Annotated in this window: 16 protein-coding genes; 8 read left to right on the top strand and 8 right to left on the bottom strand. The window is 66.3% G+C overall.

Annotated elements, in window-relative coordinates:
- Positions 1–26 precede the first annotated feature (26 nt).
- Together L1081_RS01660 and L1081_RS01655 are read right to left on the bottom strand one after the other, a co-directional pair.
- Positions 27–686 (bottom strand): heme-binding beta-barrel domain-containing protein, encoded by a 660-nt coding sequence (locus tag L1081_RS01660; protein WP_489414900.1) that lies wholly within the window; start codon positions 684–686, stop codon positions 27–29.
- A 41-nt stretch (positions 687–727) separates the two neighbouring features.
- On the bottom strand, positions 728–2,038 hold the full coding sequence (locus tag L1081_RS01655; protein ID WP_489414899.1) for a CNNM domain-containing protein: 1,311 nt from the start codon (positions 2,036–2,038) through the stop codon (positions 728–730).
- 23 nt (positions 2,039–2,061) lie between these two features.
- Between L1081_RS01655 and L1081_RS01650 the strand changes: the two genes are divergently transcribed.
- Positions 2,062–2,913, top strand: a complete 852-nt coding sequence (locus L1081_RS01650; protein ID WP_489414898.1) for a symmetrical bis(5'-nucleosyl)-tetraphosphatase — start codon at positions 2,062–2,064, stop codon at positions 2,911–2,913.
- A gap of 6 nt (positions 2,914–2,919) precedes the next feature.
- Here L1081_RS01650 and L1081_RS01645 read toward each other — a convergent pair whose 3' ends face one another.
- A complete protein-coding gene (locus L1081_RS01645; RefSeq protein WP_489414897.1) occupies positions 2,920–3,636 on the bottom strand; it encodes a GNAT family N-acetyltransferase in 717 nt (238 codons plus the stop codon).
- Positions 3,637–3,750: 114 nt separating this feature from the next.
- Here L1081_RS01645 and pdxR point away from each other — a divergent pair, with 114 nt between their 5' ends.
- The 7 genes from pdxR to L1081_RS01610 all read left to right on the top strand — a co-directional run bounded on the left by pdxR (position 3,751) and on the right by L1081_RS01610 (position 15,577).
- The gene (pdxR, locus tag L1081_RS01640; protein ID WP_489414896.1) at positions 3,751–5,226 is read left to right on the top strand and encodes a MocR-like pyridoxine biosynthesis transcription factor PdxR; all 1,476 of its coding nucleotides are present in this window, start codon (positions 3,751–3,753) and stop codon (positions 5,224–5,226) included.
- 340 nt (positions 5,227–5,566) lie between these two features.
- Positions 5,567–7,942, top strand: coding sequence for a type VI secretion system tip protein TssI/VgrG (gene tssI / locus L1081_RS01635; RefSeq protein ID WP_489414895.1), 2,376 nt, complete (start codon positions 5,567–5,569; stop codon positions 7,940–7,942).
- Positions 7,942–9,108, top strand: a complete 1,167-nt coding sequence (locus tag L1081_RS01630) for a DUF4123 domain-containing protein (RefSeq protein ID WP_489414894.1) — start codon at positions 7,942–7,944, stop codon at positions 9,106–9,108. The genes tssI and L1081_RS01630 overlap by 1 nt, the downstream gene beginning before the upstream one ends.
- A gap of 5 nt (positions 9,109–9,113) precedes the next feature.
- Positions 9,114–11,996: a T6SS effector BTH_I2691 family protein gene (locus L1081_RS01625; protein WP_489414893.1), complete on the top strand. Its 2,883-nt coding sequence runs from the start codon at positions 9,114–9,116 to the stop codon at positions 11,994–11,996.
- A gap of 14 nt (positions 11,997–12,010) precedes the next feature.
- Positions 12,011–13,135 (top strand): MFS transporter, encoded by a 1,125-nt coding sequence (locus L1081_RS01620; RefSeq protein WP_489414892.1) that lies wholly within the window; start codon positions 12,011–12,013, stop codon positions 13,133–13,135.
- A gap of 37 nt (positions 13,136–13,172) precedes the next feature.
- The gene (locus L1081_RS01615) at positions 13,173–14,297 is read left to right on the top strand and encodes a hypothetical protein (RefSeq protein WP_489414891.1); all 1,125 of its coding nucleotides are present in this window, start codon (positions 13,173–13,175) and stop codon (positions 14,295–14,297) included.
- Between the two features lie 233 nt (positions 14,298–14,530).
- A complete protein-coding gene (locus L1081_RS01610) occupies positions 14,531–15,577 on the top strand; it encodes a hypothetical protein (RefSeq protein WP_489414890.1) in 1,047 nt (348 codons plus the stop codon).
- Positions 15,578–15,646: 69 nt separating this feature from the next.
- Here the strand turns inward: L1081_RS01610 and L1081_RS01605 are convergent, their stop codons facing one another.
- The 5 genes from L1081_RS01605 to L1081_RS01585 are packed head-to-tail and all read right to left on the bottom strand — an operon-like array spanning position 15,647 to position 20,701.
- Positions 15,647–16,612 (bottom strand): aliphatic sulfonate ABC transporter substrate-binding protein, encoded by a 966-nt coding sequence (locus L1081_RS01605; RefSeq protein ID WP_489414889.1) that lies wholly within the window; start codon positions 16,610–16,612, stop codon positions 15,647–15,649.
- A gap of 34 nt (positions 16,613–16,646) precedes the next feature.
- Entirely contained in the window at positions 16,647–17,816 is a 1,170-nt protein-coding gene (locus tag L1081_RS01600; protein WP_489414888.1) for a c-type cytochrome, read from the bottom strand.
- Between the two features lies 1 nt (position 17,817).
- Positions 17,818–18,615 carry an ABC transporter ATP-binding protein gene (locus L1081_RS01595; protein ID WP_489414887.1) on the bottom strand — a complete coding sequence of 266 codons (798 nt, stop codon included), beginning with the start codon at positions 18,613–18,615 and terminating at the stop codon, positions 17,818–17,820.
- Complete coding sequence (locus L1081_RS01590; RefSeq protein ID WP_489414886.1) at positions 18,609–19,691, bottom strand: ABC transporter permease subunit; 1,083 nt, start codon at positions 19,689–19,691, stop codon at positions 18,609–18,611. Before L1081_RS01590 ends, L1081_RS01595 begins: the two co-directional genes overlap by 7 nt.
- Positions 19,688–20,701: an ABC transporter substrate-binding protein gene (locus L1081_RS01585; protein WP_489414885.1), complete on the bottom strand. Its 1,014-nt coding sequence runs from the start codon at positions 20,699–20,701 to the stop codon at positions 19,688–19,690. The genes L1081_RS01590 and L1081_RS01585 overlap by 4 nt, the downstream gene beginning before the upstream one ends.
- Between the last annotated feature and the right edge of the window lie 21 nt (positions 20,702–20,722).

Here is a 20,722-nt window from a genome sequence, read left to right as displayed (position 1 = left end):
CGCGGGGCCTGCGCCCGGCGGTGCGGCTACTTTCGCTGCACCGCTGCGGCGGCCGGCGCATCGGGCATCGCCAACGGATTGAGCCCCGGCCCCTCGACACGCGTCAGCGTGTTGCGGTCGGTGTGATGGAAGGGCTCGGCCTGGCCCTGGATCTGCATCACGGTGTCCTGGTCGTAGGACCAGGTGCCATCGGCATTGATGGTCACCGTGATGTTCCACGCCAGCGTGGTGAAGGCGTGCTCGATGAAGGGGTTCGAGACGATGCCGTTCACCAGGCTGCCGCGCTCGGCGCTGAGCGTGAAGCGCGTGTCGTCCGCCTTGGCATGGCCGCTTGCCATGGCCACCTGCCCGCGAGGAATGGCCAGCGTGTGCAGCACCGTGCCGGTAGCCGGCTCCCAGAGCCAGTAGCCCACCTGGTCGTGGTACATCTTGGTGAGGCCGGGCTTGTGGATGTAGGTGTGGTAGCGCAGGCCGTACAGCAGCTGGGGGCCGTTGGTCTGCGGATCGATCGGCTGCAGCTCGTAGCGCTCGACGTAGACCTGCGTCTTGGGGCCTTCGCGCTTGGGCTTGACGTCCACGCCGCGGCTGCCCTCCCAGATGCCGGCCATGGCGCGCAGCGGCCCGAGGTTGGCGAGCGTGTCGGGGTCGGCGTTCGGCTCGGTGTAGATGTCTTCGGTGGGGTTCATGGTGTGCGTGAGCTTCGGATTTCTGATCTGGTGAACGGGTCCTAGTCGTCCCGCGACGCCGACTTGTCGGCCATGGCCAGCACCCGGTCGATGCGGCGCCCTTCGAGCGCGGCGATCTCGAAATGCCAGCCCGCGCAGTCGATGACTTCGCCGGTCTTGGGCAGGTGGCCGGAGACGGCCATCAGCAGGCCGGCTACGGTGTTGTAGCGCCCGCGCTCCTCTTCCGGCAACTCGCGGATGCCGAGCCTCGCGCGCAGCTCCGACACCGGCATCAGGCCGTCGAGCTCCCACACGCCATCAGGCCGCTCGCGCGCCCAGGCATCGGTCAGCGTGCCGGGCTGCAGTTCGCCAGTGATGGCTTCGAGCATGTCGCGCGGCGTCATGAGGCCCTGCACCACGCCGTATTCGTCGACCACGAACACCAGCCGGCCGCCGCGTTCGCGGAACTGCTCCAGCAGTTCCATGCCGGTGAGCGTCTCGGGCACGAACACGGCGGGCGCGGCCTCCTGGCCCAGCACGCCGACATGGCCGGTGCCAAGGCGCAGCAGGTGAGCCACGCTGATCACGCCGACCACGTCGTCGAGCGAGTTGCGGCACACGGGGTACCAGGAATGCACCAGGTTGAGCGCGCCCGCGTCTGCCACCTTCTGCAGCGCCTCGGCCACGGTATCGGAGGCGTCGAGCCATTCGATGTCGGCGCGCGGGATCATCAGCGACGACAGCCGCCGGTCGTCCAGGTGGAACACGTTGCGCACCATCTGGTGCTCGTGCTGCTCGATCACGCCGGCGTCCACGCCCTCTTCCAGGCTGGCCGAGATTTCCTCCTCGGTCATGGAGCGCGCGGCGTTGGCGTCGATGCGCAGCAGCTTCAGCACGGTGGCCGTGGCTCCTGCCAGCAGCCAGACGAACGGCTTGGCGCCCTTGGCGAGCCCGCGCATCGGGCGCGACACCCAGCGCGCCACGGGTTCCGGGTAGAGCTGGCCGATCCGCTTGGGCACCAGCTCGCCGAAGATGATGGTGAAGAAGGTGATGCCGGTCACCACCACCGCGGTGGACACCACGCTGGCCGTGCCGCGGCCCAGCCCCAGGTTCTCCATCCAGGCCGCGAGCGGCGCCGCAAATGCAGCCTCGCCCACGATGCCGCTGAGCATGCCGATCGAGGTGATGCCGATCTGAACGGTGGAAAGGAAGTGGGTCGGCTCCTCCATCAGCCGCAGCGCGGCCTCCGCCCCGGTATCGCCCGTCTCGGCCAGCGCTGCCAGGCGCGCACGCCGGCTGGTTGAAAGGGCCATTTCGGACATCGCGAACAACGCATTCAGCGTGGTCAGCAAGGCCAGCAGGAGAACATCCATGAACGGGGGGTGAAAATGAGGACATGGCACTTTACTTGATCGGCGATATCCAGGGCTGCGACGCCGCCCTCCAGAAACTGCTCGACAAGATCGGTTTTTCACCCAGCCGCGACACCATCGTGCTGCTGGGCGACCTGGTCAACCGGGGTCCCGATTCGGCCGCCGTGCTGCGACGCGTGCAGGGCTACGGCGCCTCGGCGCTGAGCCTGCTCGGCAACCACGACCTGCACCTGCTGGGCGTGGCGCACGGCGCGCGCAAGTCCAGCCGCAAGGACACGCTGGCCGGCCTGCTCGAAGCGCCCGACAGCGAGGCCATGCTCGAATGGGTGCGCCAGCAGCACATGGCGCTGCACATGCAGATCGACGGCGGCGACCTGCTCATGGTGCACGCCGGCGTGCTGCCGCAGTGGACGGTCGGCGACACGCTCGCGCTGGCGGCGGAGGTCGAATCGGTGCTGCGCGGCCCGGCGCTGGGTGAATTCCTGCTTGGCATGTACGGCAACGAGCCCGCGCAATGGAGCGACACGCTCAGCGGCAGCGCGCGGCTGCGCGCCATCGTGAACGCGCTCACGCGGCTGCGCTTTTGCACCGCCGAGGGCGTGATGGAGTTCGAGAACAAGGACGGCATGCTGCCCGGCCCCGAGGGCTTCATGCCCTGGTTCGACGTGCCCGGCCGCAAGACCGCCAATGCCACCATCGCCTTCGGCCACTGGTCCACGCTGGGCTGGCTCTCGCGGCCCGACCTGCTCTCCACCGACACCGGCTGCGTCTGGGGCGGCTGCCTGAGCGCGGTGCGCATCGGCGCCACGCTGGACGAGCGCGAGCTGATCCAGGTGAAGTGCGAGCAGTCGCAAAAGCCCGGCAAGCCGGACTGACCGCCCTCAGCCGCGCGGCAGCCTGAAGCGGTCGAGCGCCATGCGCTGCCGGCCCTCGGCATCGAAGTTCGCGGGCGCGAGCCAGCGCTCGAAGGCCGTGCGCAGCATCGGCCACTCGCCGTCGGTGATCGAGAACCACGCGGTGTCGCGGCTGCGGCCCTTGTAGACCACCGCCTGCCGGAAGACGCCCTCGAACTGGAACCCCAGGCGCGCGGCTGCGCGCTTCGATGGTTCGTTGAAGTTGTCGCACTTCCATTCGTAGCGCCGGTAGCCGAGTTCGTCGAAGGCGAGCTTCATCAGCAGGTACTGCGCTTCGGTCGACATCGGCGTCTGCTTCAGCAGCGGAGAAAAAGTGACGCTGCCGACCTCGATCGCGCCGTGGGCCGGGTCGATGCGCATCAGCGCGAGCGTGCCGATGGCCCGGCCGCTGTGCCGGTCGATCACCGCGAAGTGCATCGGATCGACGCTCTGTGCGGCGCGTTCGATGTGGGCCCGGGTGCCCGCCGGATCGATGGGCCGCTCGACGAACAGATAGGTCCAGTCGCGGCCGTCGGGCGCCTGCGCGTAGGCCGCGTGGAGGTCGTCGGCGTGCCTGGCGGCATCGAGCGGTTCGAGCACGCAGTACCGGCCTTCGATGGGGCGGCGCGGCGGCAGGGAGCGCGGCGTCCATCCGGGCACCAGGGGACCGATGGGTTGGCCGTATTCGTTATGGCGAGCTGACATGGGAGGCTTTCGGAAGCGATGAGGCGGCAGTGCCGGGGAACGATACAGTACGCCCTGCGTGGCTCCACCAGAAGCACCACGCTCGTTCAATTTCATGGTGCCACGTTTTCGCTCATGAGCAACCCGCCCCACCTTGCCGCCGCGGCACTGTTCGAATCCCCTCTGGCCAAGGAGCGCGAAGCCGGCCCGATGCAGCGCCAGCTGCACGAGCGCCTGAAGCGCGCCATTCTCGACGGCGGCCTTGCGCCGGGCGGCCGGCTGCCCGGTTCGCGCGCGCTGGCCGAGGCCCTCTCGATTTCCCGCAACACCGTCACCGCAGCCTACGAGCACCTGGCGGCCGAAGGCTATGTGCAGCCCGACCGGCAGGGCACGCGCGTGACCGAGCTGGCACCGTCCGCAAAGGCCATGCGCGCCGTCAAATCTGGCGCTGCGCCGGCCACTGCGCGGCGGCTCGCACGCATCCAGCCCGGCGCGCCGCGCGCCGAGATGGACGCCGCCCTGCGGCCCGGCATGCCCGCGCTCTCGCACTTCCCCGCGGCCGCATGGCGGCGCGCGATCGACCGTGCGATCCGCGATGCCAGCCCCGCCACGCTCGGCTATGGCGATCCGCTGGGCGAACCACCGCTGCGCGCGGCCATCGCGCGGCACCTGGCGATTGCGCGCGGCGTGCGCTGCGAGCCGCACCAGGTCGTGATGGCCGAGGGCGCGCAGGAAGCCATCGCGCTGTGCGTGCGGCTTCTGTCGAACCCCGGCGACACCGGCTGGGTCGAAGACCCGGGCTACCGCGGCGCGAAGGCGGCCATGCACGCCGGCGACATGCGCATCGTGCCGATGCGCGTCGATGCCGAAGGCCTGTGCGCGAGCGAACGCGACTGGCACAGGCACCCGCCCCGGCTGGTCTACACCACGCCTTCGCACCAGTACCCGGCCGGTGCGGTGCTGAGCATCGCGCGCCGCCTCGCGCTGATCGCGCAGGCGCGCCGGCATGGCGCGTGGATCATCGAGGACGACTACGACAGCGAGTTCCGCCACACCGGCGAACCCATCGGCGCGATGCAGGGCCTGGTGGACGATGCACCGGTGCTGTACGTGGGCACCTTCAGCAAGACGATGTTTCCGTCGCTGCGGCTGGGCTTCGTGGTGCTGCCCGCGGCGCTCATGGCCGCGGTGCAGCAGCCGCTCGAGGAGATGCTGCGCGGCGGGCACCGCCACGCGCAGCTCGCGATGGCCGACTTCATCGAGAGCGGCCAGTTCAGCCGGCACCTGGGCCGCATGCGGCGCCTCTATCGCGAGCGGCAACAGGCGCTGCGGGCGGCGCTCGACAGGCATTTCAAGGTACCGCACGAGATCGACGGCGGCCATTGCGGACTGCACCTCACGGTGCGGCTGCCGCCGCGCTTCGACGACCGCCGCATCGCGGCCGATGCGCTGCGCTACCGGCTCGCGCCCGCCGCGCTGTCGGGCTTTGCGATCCGGCCGCGGCCCTCGGACAACGGGCTGGTGCTGGGCTACGGCAACACCTCGGCGGAGCTCTTCGAGCCGCTGGTCAAGCGACTGTCGCAACTGGCGCGTGCGGCGGAGCACGGCTAGGAGTTCTTTTGTTTGAATAAAAAGTGGACCGGAATCCATTGACTACATACGTCGTATGAGTGCAATTGCTGCGCAATTCAAATCGCTGGTGCAACTGCAACAAAATCCCCAAAAAGCGAAAGAAGACTCGCGCCTTGCCACGCATTGAAATCGCATAATTGCGGTCGCTTGAAACGTCTTGTCGCAGCGCACGACGACGACGCATCGAGAGCGGCCACATCGCCCTCTTAAGCAAAAAGTAATCAACAAAAAGTCTGCAGGGAGTCCGCGTGAAAAACGCCATTGCGACATCGTCCGTCGCGTCCCCGGCGATCTTGTCGATCCCGTGGAGATGCAATCCGTGAGCCGCCGCGTCACCCTCCAGACGCCGCTGGGCGGAGCCCTGCAATTCCATCGCCTGGCGGGCCGCGAGGCGCTCAGCCAGCTGTACGCGTTCGACCTCGAGCTGCTCGGGCGCCACAACGCCATCGACGCGAAGGCCCTGCTCGGCCAGCCCGCCACCGTCGTGATGGAAACCGAGCGCGGCGGCGTGCGCCACCTGGGCGGCCTCGTCACCCGCTTCGGCCTTGCGCGGCAGGACGACCGCCAGGCCTTCTACGGCATGCGCCTGCGCCCCTGGCTGTGGCTCGCCACGCGCCGCAGCGATTTCAGGGTGTTCCAGGACCAGACCGTGCCCGAGATCGTTGCGGCCGTGCTCGGGCGCTACGGTTACCCCCTCGAGCAGAAGCTCAGCCGCAGCTACCGCACCTGGAACTACTGCGTGCAGTACCGCGAGGACGACTTTTCCTTTGTGTCCCGCCTGTGCGAGCACGAAGGCATCTATTACTACTTCCGCCACGAGGCCGAGCAGCACGTGCTCGTCTTCGCCGACGACATCGCCAGCTCGCACGCCCCCTTGCCCGGCGGGGAAACCGTGCGCTACCACCCGCACGAGAAGGCCGGCATGACCGGCGGGCTGGAGGCCAGCGAACGCATCTACGAATGGGCGTCCTCGGATGAGGTGCGCCCGGGCCACTATTTCAACGACGACTACGACTTCGAGAAGCCCCGGGCCGAGCTGTCGCACCTGCGGCAAATGCCGCCCGGACACGACCACGACGCCTTCGAGCGCTACCAATGGCCCGGCGGCTTTACCCAGCATGACGACGGCGAGACCTACGCGCGCATCCGCACTGAAGAACAGCTGAGCCAGCGCAGCCGGGTCACAGGCCGTGCCAACCGGCGCGATCTGGCCCCGGGCTGCACCTTCACGCTCACGCATCACCCCCGTGAAGATCAGAACAAGGAGCACCTGCTGCTGGCCGTGGACTACGACCTGCAGGAGAACCTGCAGGCCAGCGAAGGCACGAACGCCTCCGAGGGCTCGGTCCAGCGCTTCGCCTTCGAGGCCCAACCCACGAGCTATGCCTGGCGTCCTCCGCGCACCACGGCCAAGCCGTGGACCGAGGGGCCGCAAACAGCGTTGGTGGTCGGCCCGGCCGGCGAGGAGATCTGGACCGACAGGTACGGGCGCATCAAAGTCCAGTTCCACTGGGACCGCATCGGCCAGCGCAACGAGAATGCGAGCTGCTGGGTGCGCGTGTCCACCGCCTGGGCCGGCGCCACCTTCGGCGCGGCCGCGCTGCCGCGCATCGGGCAGGAGGTGATCGTCGATTTCCTCAACGGCGACCCCGACCATCCGATCGTCACCGGCCGGGTGCACAACGCCGACGAGATGCCGGCTTGGCAGCTGCCCGGCCAGGCCCACCTCTGCGGCCTGCGCAGCCGCGAGCTCGGCGGCAGCCGCTCCAACCACCTGGCTCTCGATGATTCGAGCGGCAAGGTGCAGGCCCAGCTCAAGAGCGGCCACCAGAGCACGAGCTTGAGCCTGGGCCATGTCGGGCGCCTCGACGACGTCACGGGTCGCAAGGACGACCGCGGCCAGGGGGCCGAGCTGCGCACCGACGGCCATGGCGCGCTGCGTGCCGCCAAGGGCCTGCTGCTGAGCACCGAGGCGCGTCCCAACGCTCAGGCCCACATCACCGACATGCCCGAGACCACCGCCCGGCTCACGCAGGGACGCGATCTGCACGAGAGCCTGGGCCAGGCCGCGCAGGCAGCCAAGGCGCACGAGGCCGGCGACCAGGACGAGGTGGCCAAGGCACTCAAGGCACAGAACGAGGCCATCGCGGGCAGCGGCGGCGACAAGGCGCATGGCCTCTTCCCCGAGTTCCAGGACCCGCACCTCACGCTTGCCAGCCCCGCGGGCATCCAGACGACGGCGCAAGGCTCGACCCACATCGTGAGCGGCGAGCACACCGCCATCACCAGCGGCGCGCACACCAGCGTGGCCACCGGCAACAGCTTCCTGGTGAGCGCCAAGGAGGCGGTGCGCCTGTCCGCGGCCAGGGCCGGCATCCGCATGACCGCCGCGAAGGACGACATCGACATCACGGCGATGAAGGCCAGCATCCATGCGCTGGCCAAGCTCAACATCAAGATGGAGGCCAACCGCATCACCATCACGGCCAGGGACGAGGTGCTGATCAACGGCGGCGGCAGCTACACCCGGTGGAATGCGGATGGCATCGAGAGCGGCACCAACGGGGTGTGGCGGGCGCATGCGGCTTCGCATTCGATGGTGGGGCCGAAGAGCCTTCCAACGTCCAAGGGTTACGAAGCCAAGTGCGACCTGCAGGACAACGGCGCCGCGGGCGGCGCATCGGCCTCGCGTTGATGGCTAGCGTGTTGCCCGTGCACCCGGATGCCTCGCTTCTGCTGCGCAGTTTGCAAAAAGGCTTTGCCAGGGCGCAGACGCCGGGGGCGCCTGCGCAAGCCTCCGTCGCCCCACCATTGTCGGCCTTCCTGGTGCTCGAACGGTGGCGAGACAATCCGCTCGCCGAGCACCTGCAGGAGCACCATCCGCTGTTGGCCGATGAACGAGTCGACGTCCCCGACGAGATCTACCGCGGACGTCCCGAAGCCGCGCCCACCCTCGTGCCACTGCCTGAAGGCTGGGTAGCCGATGCGCTCGATGCCAGTACCCAGGCTGTCCTGCACACGATAGAACTCGCGCTGGCCGCAGCACGGCTGCAGAGCGAGCGCCGCCTGGTGGACCAGATGTTGTGCGCCGTCGTCTTCAGTCCGTCAACGCCTGCGAGCATTGCAATGCACTGGACCCGCCTCGGCTTTCAGACCTCGCCCGCCGACGGCAAAGACAAACTTTTCCGCTACCAGGATGCACGCGTCATGCAGCGCGTGTGGCCGCTGCTCGACGACGAGCAGCGCTTGCAGTGGCTCGGACCAGTGACAGGGTGGTGGGCATTGAGCCAACCCTGGCGGCCTTGGTCATACGAGGAGGCCTTCGCCACGGGTGGAGAAGTACCTACCGGCAGTGGCGCAGACTCGCCCGAATGGTTCATTGCCACCCGGCCGGTCCTGTCCCAGGCAGCGACTCGAGAGCCACGGCACGAAACCATGCGCCATCTTTTGCGCCTCGATCAATGGCATGCGGCGCACAGTGCGACGACAGGTACGCGGCTGTGGTTGAGCATGGCTTCGCGACGAATTCCCATTCGACGCCAACCCGATGGAAAAACGATGACCCGCCTCCTTCGCCAAGGGGCTGCATTGGGATTGACCCAGGAATCGGATCTATCCGAATTCGTCGACGCGTCATGGAGGGCACACCACTACGATGACCGACTCATCGCACGCGACTGGTCGGCGCCCCGCGATGCGGCCGTGCTGCGGCAGGCGCTCGCCCTGATGCATCCGGCACGCGATCACACGAACCAGCCGGCCAACAGCCGCGTTGCTTCACCTGGCTTTGCCAGCGCACTGCATGAAGCCGAGCAAGCCTTCTCGATCTCGACCAACCCCAACACTTCGCGAAGAGACTGAAGTCCATGCCTTGCGCCACCCCCTGCCGAAACTGCGATCGCAAGGGCCTGCCGATCCTGTTTACCCGTTATGCCGCCGCCTTCAGCGCGCAGGAGCAGGGGCTCGCTGCGCTCAAGCAGTTGCAGCCCACGGGAAATTTCCAGGCCCAGCCCGGCGGCGTGGCCATGCGCACGGCGCTCTACGGCGTGCGCATGCTGCGGCCGGGCTACCTGTACGTGCGGATTCAGAACGTATGCAAGGCCCACCCCGAGTGGCTTGCCTACATCGTGCACCCCCACGGCTACCTGGCGCAATTCGACGTCGGGTTTCCGGAGGCTGCCAAGTCGAACCCGGCCTGCGAAATGGAAGTGCGCGGCGCCAACGCCTCCATGGTGTGGGTGGCGGACGCGAAGAACGTCACCGAGCTGCACTACATGTTCCACCCGGATCCGGTCGTGCCCAAGCACCTGTTCGAGGACATCGAGCCCCAGCGCGACACCTACATGCAGAAATTCGATGTCGCAGGGTGGCTGGGCGGCAACACGAGCCAGAAGGACACCTGCCAACCGGGACAGCTCAACAGCCAGGTGATGGAGTTTTCGGCGCTGAAGGACACAGCCGTACAGACCGTGGGCAGCGAACAGCATTACGGACTCATGGGTGTGCACGGCGCCGAGCGCGAATGGGGTACCTACGAGGAGGCACGGACCGGCCGGCATTTCGAAAAGGTGCGCAACGAGACCCGCCGCGCCGACGGCAGCGTGGCCGTCACCGACACAGGCCCCGTCACCGGCATGGCGATTGGCCCCTACATCGCACGCATCACCGGCCCGCTCTACAAGGACGCGCATGGCCCCCGGCTGCGAAAGATGGCCGAGTTCCTGACGCAGCACAAGGGCGCCGTCGTCGCATGCGACGACCCCATCGGCATTGCCCAGGAACTCAGCCTGCACCATCTCACCGCCGCCATGCCGTATGTGCAGTGGCTCAAGGAGGTCGATGCTTCGGACCCCGGCAACGCGACCGTGACGAATGCATGGAAGCACGCCGCCAGCGAGAGCATCAAGACCGTGCGCGGAGCCCTCTACAAGAAGGCCATGGGCATGTATGACGCCGAAACGGACCGCCTGAAGAGCGTGCACGACGTCCTGGGCCAGCGCCGCGCCTACCCCGTGAGCACGACGATGGTCCGGCAAAAGGACGGGACCTATGCCGAGATGTCCGTCGAGGCGATGCGGGCGCAGCGCAGAGAGGCACTGGAGGGAGAAATTGCCGCGCGTGAATCGGACCGTAGGCTCATCAGCGATGCGGAATCCGAAGCCGCTCTCAAGACGACGCTTGCGCATGTCGATGAGGCCCGGCTCACGAAATTCGACGCCGATCACATGGCGCAGATCAAGGAGCGGGACAAGCGCATGGACAAGATCAGCGAGGACCTGATCGCCTGGCTCCAGTGCGATGCCCTCCTGGTCAAGACACTGGGGCGTTACGACCGCAAGCCGAGCGGCATCGAAACCCGCGATGGCGCGCGCTGCGCGGGCCAGTTGTGCGCCATTCTGGAAACCATGGACAGCAGCCCGCGCGGGCGCAAGTGGTATGCCGATCTTCAGTTGTTCAAGGACGAACCGAAGAACCTCGTGTGGCGCATGGCGACGCTGAACAACGAGGCGATCTCGCAGGAGTTGCTGCGCGTGCTGGACACACTGAAGGACACGCTGCCGCCGGCCACCGAGGTGGCGGATGCGGAAACGGCCGAAGAGAGCGCGCGCCAGCAGCGGGCCTGGGCCGCAATGGCGGCGGCGCTCGAGAAGATCCCGAAGACGCTCAAGGGTAGCCAGACGCTGATCAAGGAAGCGTCCAAGCTCGTCGACCCCGGAGCCGGCACGATGCAGAAGATTCAGTCACTGCAGAAGATCGCCGAGACGGCCGCGAAGAATGTTCATTCGGTGTGGGGAATTGCGGTGGTGCGGGCGGCCCAGAAGTTGGGTGCTTCGGCGATGGAGCTGAACCTAGCCAAAGGGCAGATCGTGTTGCTCTCGCACGGCCTGGGCGACAAGGCGATTGAGTTCGTGCGAGCGGAGCAGCGCCTGCTGGACGAGAAACTGCATGCCGAGGGAAGGCAGGTGGTCTACAGCAACAAGCACAATCCCCGGCCGGGCGGACGAGCGTGGAAGCGGCACTACGACCACAAGGGCGAGAAGATGCAGGCCCGGGTGGATCGGGCGTTGGCGCTGGGCGCAGACAACGCAGTGAAGAACATGCGCATTCCGTCGGTGGTCGGGGGCCTGGAGATCATGAGCCTGATCCCGACCTTCGGTCGCGCGAGCGAGCGTGGCGATGACCCAAGGGCGGGCAGCCAAAGCGCTGGCGCACTGGCCGGCGCAATGGGAACCTGGAAAAGTTGGCGGTCCGACTACTACGAAAAGAACGTCTACGAGGCGATCAAAGCCGAAACGCCGCTGGCCGCGCGGGCAAATCTGGTGACGGCATTGGACAATGAACTGCGCATGCTGAAGATCGGTGCGGCGCACTGGGTTGCGTCTGCTGCGGTGGTGGGGGTGGTTTGGGATGCGATTGATGGTGGAGCGGCGCGTCGAGAAGAAAATCATCTCCTCGCTCTCGCCTACTATGGCCGTGCCATTGTTGGTGGCACAACCATCGGATCAGTACTTTTGAGCGCTCATAATCTCAAGAATGTGAAGGTCGTTCTTTGGTGCACTCGCATCAATCTCGTGACAGGCGCTGCCACATTGGCGCTCAGCTATGCCATCGAGAAGATGAAGGAAAAAGAGTGGATCGACTGGCTCATGGCCGAACCTTTCCGGAAAGCCGACAGCAAAAAGATTCCGCATAGCAGCGAGCAATTCATGCTCAATCAGCTCGCCAATGCGATTGCAGATATGGACTGACGAACGGCGACCACATGTTTCTTTCAGAGAGCGGTTATCGACAGGAGCAACGCAGCGGAGGTACACCTCAAGCGCTCACGTACTTTGCGGACATCAACCAATACACGCGGCTGTACGGGATCCATGAGGGCATGGCACCTCGCCGGGAGAGTGAGCCAAAGCTTACGAGAAAGGAAAAGATCGAGCAGCAGAAACTCGCACGGCCTCAACTCTACGGAATGCGCTCGTTGTTCGACTTCAACGAGCATTTCATTGAGCTAAGCAATGCGGAAGAGGAAAAACGTTCGCTCAGCTCATTGCTTTTTTTCCTTTTCGCCTTCGTCCTTGCCCTACCTTTATACGTAGCTGTCAGTGCAATTCTCGGAACAGACCCCGCTTGGTTCGCTGGTGCGATGTTTGGAATGTTCCTCTTGGTGTTCTGCCTGTTGTACTTCTTGGCATGGCCCTACCTGTTTGCTCCAGCCTTCTTCACCAGCCTGCGCGCCCGTTACCGCTTCAATCGAACCACTCGCAAGGTCTACGCACTGCGTCCAAAGAAGTACGGCGGCAATGTGGTGCTCGACTGGGACCGCGTGCAGGCGCACGTCCGTTGGGCCCCGCCAAAATCCTGGACGGCCGAACAACTCGCAGCGAGCGAGGTGGCGCGCGAAGAGCGCCTGCGCTCGGCGGGCCTGGACAGCAACCTGCTGTTGTACTGGCCTCCGCTGGATGCCAACGATCCCGAGCGCAAAGGAGAAGACGTACTCTGGGTCGGGCCCACCGGCAGTGGCGAGGCTTTGTGGCAATACATCCGCACCTTCATGGAGGAAGGCATGGATGCCGTACCCAGACCTTCCGAACACGAGTGGCTACGCAAAGGATTCAGCGGCCCTGGCGAGCATCTGGAAGAAACCGTCATGCACGGTTCGCACCTGCGCGACGACATCATCGGCAAGGGCACCTCGGGTGCGACCTTCACCAACTACGCGACGAACTTCCTGTGGGCGCCGCTGCACAGCCTGGCCGAGCGGCTGTGCTACTGGCCCACGTTCCCCGAAGAATGGAGCAGCGACTGTGGCCATGAACGTCGCGAGAGCGGCATCGGCCCCGAAGAGCCATTGCGCTGGCCGTGCAAGGTGCCGAGGCAGAACGGCAAGTAGCGTGCAGGCCGAACTGCACCCCACTTGAGAACCCTTCATGTTCGTTCGAGAAAACAGCTACTGGCTGGCCAGGCGCCGCTCCCCCGAAAAAGGCCGCGCCCACATCAACCTGCAAGGGCAAAGACACTGGCCGACCCAGCGCTCCGGTGCGCGCGGTATCGAGATGCCAGGTCGGGCTGCCTACGCCCAGAACGACGCGTACCTGGAACTGTGCAACCCAGGTTGGGATTTGCAGTGGCGTGCCGGAATGGGGAATCTCTATGTTCTCCTGCCGGCTCTCGTGCTGATATGGATGTGGTATGGATTCGCGGTCCATCCTCTTCTCTTCGAAACGATCATCTTCTTTTGGCCGACCATGCCCTATGGGCAGGACGACTGGCCCTATGTCGCCTTTGGCTGGCTCCTGCTATTTCCCCTTGCATTGGCCAGCGCCTTCATGATCTTCGCGTGGTTCCACTACATGGGCATGCGCACCTGCTTCTTCACCCATGCCCGGGGGCGCATCCGCTTCAACCGGCTCACCCGCAAGGTGTATGTGCTGCGGCCTGCCTACTGCGGCGGCAACGTGGTGCTGGACTGGGAGCGCCTGGCGGCATTGTTCGAACCCGAAGGCACCAGCGCGGGCGCCAAGCAGACCATCAAGGCGCTGGCGCTTTACCACCCGCCGTTCAACCCGGCCGATCCGAGCGCCAAAGGCGAAGACTGCATCTTCGTCGGCCCGGCTCTGTCGGGTCCGCAAGAGGCGGCGTCCCTGTGGGAGTACATCCGCCAATACATGGAGGTCGGTCCCACGGTCGATCACGTGCCCGCCGACGCCTCTTCCACCTACAAGGGCCTCGCCCGCTACCTGCATCCGGACTACACCACCTATTGCGGCAAGCCCGACGCGCGCCAGTACCGGTTGGAGCAGAAACCGGGCTTCATGGAGACGAGCTTCCACATGATGAGCCAAGTGACTTGCTCATGGCCTACGTTCCCGAAAGAATGGCAAAGCGATTCAGGCATGGGCGAACCGGAAGACAAGCCGGTGCAGACGGGCGCTGTGATGACGGCTCTCGTTTACCGGGCACAAGGCAAGCTGAGCAAGGCCGACGAGATCGAGTTCCTGCAGCACTGGGGAACGCCCGAGGCGCTGCGAGAAGCGACGTCACGCGAGGAGTGAACACCGAAACTTTCTGCTGTCGACTGCACTGGAAGATGAATGCATCAATTGGGCGGATCGTCCACTGAACAAGAACAAGCTCCGATTCACACCAACCTACAAGAAGCACTGCAGAAGGCTCGCCAACCTGCGATCTGAATTGCAATCGGACCACCAGGAATTACAGAATGTTCCCAAATGAGCATGTCTATCAGCGTGCACGCAGACGTTCGATTGAGGAGGGGCGCAGGTGCGTGCAGGCCGACGGCAGCAAAAGATTGCTGACAGCCGGTGACCGCCTCGATTCCGTTGGCACAGCAACGCCTAATCGATCTCTTTACGCGCAAAACGAAACCTATCTGGAGCTTTGCAATTCGGGGTGGGAAGAGCAGTGGAAGGCCGGCATTGGTATTTTTTTTGTTTTACTTCCTTGCTTACTGACTTTTTGGGGGTTCTACGGGTTTGCGATACACCCATTGATCACCCCAAACATGCTCTTCCTTTGGTTCGGAGCATTTGACGCACGACCAATCTATGTCTGGTTCGGCTGGCTGCTACTTTTCCCCTTGTCCCTCGGCTGCTGTGTCTTGCTCTGGCTGTGGTTCGACATCATGGGCGTACGCACGTGCTTCTTCATCTATGCACGAGGCCGCATCCGCTTCAATCGGGTGACGCGCAAGGTCTACCTTCTGAGGCCACGAGGTTGCGGTGGCAACGCCGTCTTCGACTGGGATCGCCTGCGTGCCATCGTCGACATGGACGGCTATGACTTGCTGGCCAGAAAGAATGGAGCGCCTGGCAAGGCCGCGTACTACTCGCTCATCCTCTACCACCCGCCCTTCGACGCTGCCGATCCGCACGCCCAGGGCGAAGACGCCATCTTCGTTGGCTCCACATTGCCCATGCAGCAGGACGCGGCTCCGCTGTGGGAGTACATCCGTCGCTACATGGAATACGGTCCTGGCCGGGAGGGCATTCCCGAGCGAATAGGGCAAGAGCACACGACCTACTGCGGCAAGCCCAGTGCCCGCCAGTACAAGCTGGAGCAACGCCCAGGGGTGATGGAAACCGCGTATCACATGCTCAGCCAGGTCACCTGTTCGTGGCCTGCATTTCCGAAGGAATGGCAAAGCGACTCGGGCATAGGCGAACCGGAAGACAAGCCTGTGCAGACGGGTGCCGTGATGACGGCTCTCGTCTACCGGGCACAGGGCAAGCTGAGCAAGGCCGACGAGATCGAGTTCCTGCAGCACTGGGGAACGCCTGAAGCGCTGCAAGAAGCAATGTCGCGCAAGGCGTGAAGCGACCGCGCAAGCACCGCGCGCCGGACGTATCTGTGCGAATGCCAAACGCGGCCCTGCGCTTCTTGCTCAGCCCGCCACGCCAAACCCCGTGTCGAAAGTGCCCTTCACATCGAGCGGCTGCTTGATGAGCCCCACCTGGCGGTAGAAATCTGCCGTGCCCTGCTGGTCGGCAATGACCTGCGCATCGATGGGCACCCACTTCTGCTGGCGGCGCTCGAACTGCAGCTTCGCCGCCTCGGGCGGAATGCCGATGATGCGGGCCAGCGCGGCCGAGTAGGCATCGACGTTGCGGTACGACCAGAGCTGGGCTTTCACCACGCGCTGCAGAAAGTCCTGCAGCACCGGCCGCTTGGCGGCAATGGCGGCGTCGGTGGCCGCGAGGTAGCTGAGCCCCGGCAGCAGCCCGCGTCCGCTCACGAGCACGCGCGCATGGCGGCTGACTTCGGCCAGCGCGGTGTAGGGCTCCCAGGTGGCCCAGGCATCGACCGAACCCTGCGTGAGCGCGAGCTTGGCATCGGCCGGCGCGAGGAAGCGGATGTTGACCTCGTCGGGCTTCAGGCCGGCCGCGGTGATGGCCTTGAGCGTGACGTAGTGGCCGATGGAGCCGCGGTTTGTCGCAATGCTCCTGCCCTTGAGATCGGCCGCAGTCTTGAGCGGCGAGTCGGGCCGCACCAGCACTGCCGTGCCGTACGAATCCGAACGGTTCGCGCCGATGGCCTTGACGCGCGTGCCGGCCGCAAGCGCAAAGATGAGCGGCGCATCGCCGATGGGGCCGGAATCGACCGCCGCGGCATTCAGCGCCTCGGCCAGCGGCGCGGCCGCGGGGAACTCGGACCACTGGATGTCGTAGCCCAGGCCGTCGAGTCCGCCTGCCGCTTCGAGCAGCGCGCGCAGCCCGCCCTTCTGGTCGCCGGCCTTGAGAACGGGACGGCCCTGTGCGCGGGCCTGCAGTGAGAAGGCGGGCAAGGCCACGGCGGCGGTGAGGCCGCGTGCAAGGAACTGCCGGCGTGATCGGTCGAGATGTGGGTTCATGGGTTCTCCGTGTTCAGTCGAGACAAGAAAAAAGTCAGTGGATGAAGCCGCCCTTGACGAAGCGCACCGGCTGCGCGTCCATGCGGGCGATCAGCGCGCCCAGGCCGTCGGCGGGCAGTGCAGCAGCGCCCTGCCCCACCGTCGCAGCGAGCGCGCGTTCGCTGCGGCACAGCAGGTCGTCGTCCGACCAGCCCGCCTTGCCGGGCGCACCGCGTGCGCGCAGCCAGCCGTCGCGATCGGCAATCAGTTGGGTGCCGGCCAGTTGCTCGGTGCCGGCGATGAGCGCCAGCGCCTCCCATGCAGCGGCGGAGTCGGCCACGCAATCGGCAGCCGTTGCAACCGCGCTCGAAGGCGGCCGCAGCAGCACGGTCACGAGGCGCGGGTCTTCGGCCGGCACCGCGCTGCCCGCCACGATGCGCACGCGCTGCCCGCGCCAGCTTGCGAGCAGCCGCGGCGGCTGCGAACCGCAGCGCACCGCCATGTCGGGCAGGCCGATGGGTTGCGGCCAGCTGCCGAGCGCACGCAGGCTCTGGCCCGCGCCCTGCGCCTTCATATAGTCGACCAGCGCCCAGGCGTCGGCCTCGCCGAGCTTTCCGGCGAAGCCGGGCATTGTGGGTTGGCCGCCCCGCTGCGCATCTCGCGTGCCGTGGAGGATGCGCCAGAGCAGGTCGCCATCGGCGCGCCGCCAGAGCAACGGTCCGCTGAGGTCCGGCGGCCACACCGCCAGCGAGGCTGCGAGCGGGCCTTCGCCCTTGCCGTCCGCCCCGTGGCAGGCCACGCAGTTCTGTTGGTAGAGCATGCGGCCCCGGGCGATGGACTCGGCCGTGAAGCCGGTCGGCGATGCCTGAAAGCTGGTGGGTGTTGCGTGCACCAGCACCACGCGCGACTCAGGCCAGGGCGCTGCGATCAGCAGCATCGGCACCAGCGCCAGCAGGTAGAAGCGCGGACGCCGCCAGAACAGCGCGAGCAGCAACGCGAGCACCGCCACGCCGGCGAACACCAGCGTCCATGCCAAGCTGCGCGCCTGTCCCAGGTCGATCAGCAGGTTCTCGCCCGACAGCCGCCGCGCCCACGGCCACGCCGGCTGGCCGTGCACATGCTGCGCGAGCCCGAGTGCATCGAGCACGCGCAGCAGCTGCAGCTGGGCGCCTTGCAGCAGGTCGATCAGCAGGTTGAGCCAATCGGCCTCGGGCGTGCTGTTCATCTCACCAGGTGGCGTCGAGCCCCAGGTGCCGCAACGCCTCGTGCCGCAGTTCGGCGAGCCTCGCATGGCCGCGGTGCCGCGGATACGGCAGGTCGACCACGATCTCCGCCGCGATGCGCGCCGGCCGGTCGCTCAGCACGATCACGCGGTTGGCAAGGAACAGTGCCTCCTCCACGTCGTGCGTCACCAAGAGCGCCGAGAAGCCGGCGCGCTGCCACAGGTTGACCAGCTCGCTCTGCATCGCGATGCGCGTGAGCGAATCGAGCTTGCCGAGCGGCTCGTCGAGCACCAGCAGCTGCGGATCGTTGACCAGCGCACGCGCCAGCGCCACGCGCTGCGCCATGCCGCCCGAGAGCTGGTGTGGAAAGGCCTTGGCAAAGTCGGCGAGGCCGACAAGCTTCAGCGCCTCGTCGACGCGGCCTCGCTGCGCCTTGAGCACGCCGCGCGCCTGCAGGCCCAGCGCCACGTTGTCCCACACGCTGCGCCAGGGATAGAGCGTCGGGTCCTGGAACACGACGATGCGCGAGGGGTCGGGCCGCGTGATGGGCGCATCGTCCTGCGTGATGCGGCCGGCCGTGGCGGGCTCGAGCCCGGCCACGAGGCGCAGCAGCGTCGACTTGCCGCAGCCGCTCGGCCCCAGCAGCGCGACGAACTCGCCAGGCTTCACCGTGAGGTCGATGTCGTCGAGTACCTGCAGCGGCCCCGCGGGCACATCGAACCAATGGCTCACGCCGCGGATGTCGATGTGCGCGCCGGCCTGGCGCACACCTGCACCTGCCGTTGTTGCGGTGGCTACCATTTCACGGTCCCCTTCTGCCACGACAGCACGCGGTCGCGCACCTTGAAGAGCAGCGTGATCAGGCCCGAGCACAGCACGGCCATCACAATCAGCGCGGCGTACATGTTCGAGTACGAGGCCCAGCCCTGCGCCCACGAAAGATAGAAGCCCAGCCCCGCCTTCACGCCCATCATCTCGGCCGTGACGAGCACCGAGAACGCCGCGCCCAGCCCCATGAAAAGGCCCACGAACACCTGCGGCAAAGCAGCGGGAATCGCCACGCGCAGCACCAGGAAGCGCTCGCTCGCGCCCATGGTGCGCGCCACGTCGTAGTAGTTGCGGTTGACCGAAGCGACGCCCGACCAGGTGAGCACCGCCACAGGAAAGCCCGTGGCGAGCGCGATCAGGAACACCGCGGCCGCATAGCTCGACGGAAAGAAGAAGAACGCCAGCGGCAGCAGCGCCGAAGCCGGCACCGGCCCCACGAAGCGCAGTACCGGATGCACCCAATAGCCCGCAGTGCGCGACCAGCCGATGGTCACGCCCGTGAGAAAGCCCGCGAGCGCGCCCAGCACGAAGCCGTGGGCCAGCAGCCGGGTCGAGTGCAGCAGGCTTTCTCCGAGGCGGCGCCAGTCGTCGATGTAGGTCTCGACCAGGCTTTGCGGCGGCGCGAAGAACGGCGTGGGGAGCAACGCGAGCTTGGCCGTCGCGATCTCCCAGATGGCGAACAGCACGGGCAGCGCGACGAGCCATGGGCCCGCGGGCCGCAGTGCATGCGCGACGCGGCCGGCGCGCGGCCCGAGCGATGCGACGGCCAGCAGCAATGCGCCCACCGCAATGGCGGCGATGCCGAACTCGTCGGTGTAGGCCCAGTCGCTAAAGCCGACGGCCTTGTTCGGCCAGCAGAGCGTGAGCAGGCCCAGGGCGAACCATGCCGCAGCGGCGGCGAAGCCGATGCCCCATGCGGGCGCAGCTGCTTGAATGCGCGCCGGTGTCGAAGCAGGAGCCGGCGCGCGTTCGGGCGCCGCGGCTCCCACCCTGGCCCTCCCCCGGAAGGTGAGGGAATCGAAGCCCAATGCGGGGTCGGGGGTGCTCATGCGAGTGGATCGAAAGAGACGTGCTCGGCGAAGCGCACCGGATCGGTGGTCTTCTTGAGCACGCCGACACCGCGGAAATCGCGCGCGTAGAACTCCACCTCGTCGCGCAGCTTCTTGCCGAGCGGATGGTGGTTGTGCGTGAGCGTGCCAAGCAATGCGCGCAGGTCTTCGATCGGCACCTTGGGCGAATACTTCGCAAACAGCTTGGCCGATTCGTTCGGGTTCTCGGCCACGTAGTCGGAGGCTTGCGCGATGGCGCGCACGAGGGCCGCGACGGTCGGCTTGTCCTTGCGCACCAGTTCGCCGCGCGCGCCGACGATGCAGCAGACCTTGTCCTTGTATTCGCCCGAGAGGTTGCTCGCAATCTCCACGAAGGCGCCCTTGTTGCGCTTCTCGATCAGGTAGACGTTGGGGTCGCCATCGGCAATCGCGTGGATCTCGCCCTTCTGCACCGCGATGTCGAGCAGGTCGGCCGGGTACTGGCGCCAGGTCACGTCCCTGTCGGCATCGATGCCGTTCTTCGCGAGCAGGATCGAGAAGAAGTTCTTGCCCGGGCTCGCGATATCCGACACGCCGATGATCTTGCCCTTGAGGCTCGCAAGGCTGGTCGCGCCCGCGCTCTTGGCGCCCACCAGCCGCACGCAGCCGCCGTGCGAGCTGCCGACGATCTTCACGTCGAAGCCCGACTCCAGCGGCTTGAGCCAGCGGTGGATCATGCCCACCGCCGCATCGGCCTTGGCCGTGGCCAGCGACTCCAGCAACTGGTCGGTCGAACCGGTGTAGTTGATCAGGTCCACCTGCAGGCCATTGCGCTCGAAGTAGCCGCGCTCCTGCGCAACGACGACGGGCGAGAGGCAGAACGCGGCGGCGTTCCATGCAAAAGTGAGCTTGCGCGCCTGCTGCGAGAAGGCCTGCGAGGCGATCAGGCCGCCAGAGGCAAGCACGGCGGCGCTGCCGCCTGCGCGCAGGACAACCCGGCGCGATAGGGGGCGTGAAAGAGATGCGGTCATCGAGAACTCCGGAAGTTATTC

The organism is Variovorax sp. MSC1_012 (genome assembly GCF_023667525.1).
Taxonomy (GTDB): Bacteria; Pseudomonadota; Gammaproteobacteria; order Burkholderiales; family Burkholderiaceae_C; genus Variovorax; species Variovorax beijingensis_B.
This window is presented reverse-complemented; position numbering and strand designations above follow the sequence as displayed.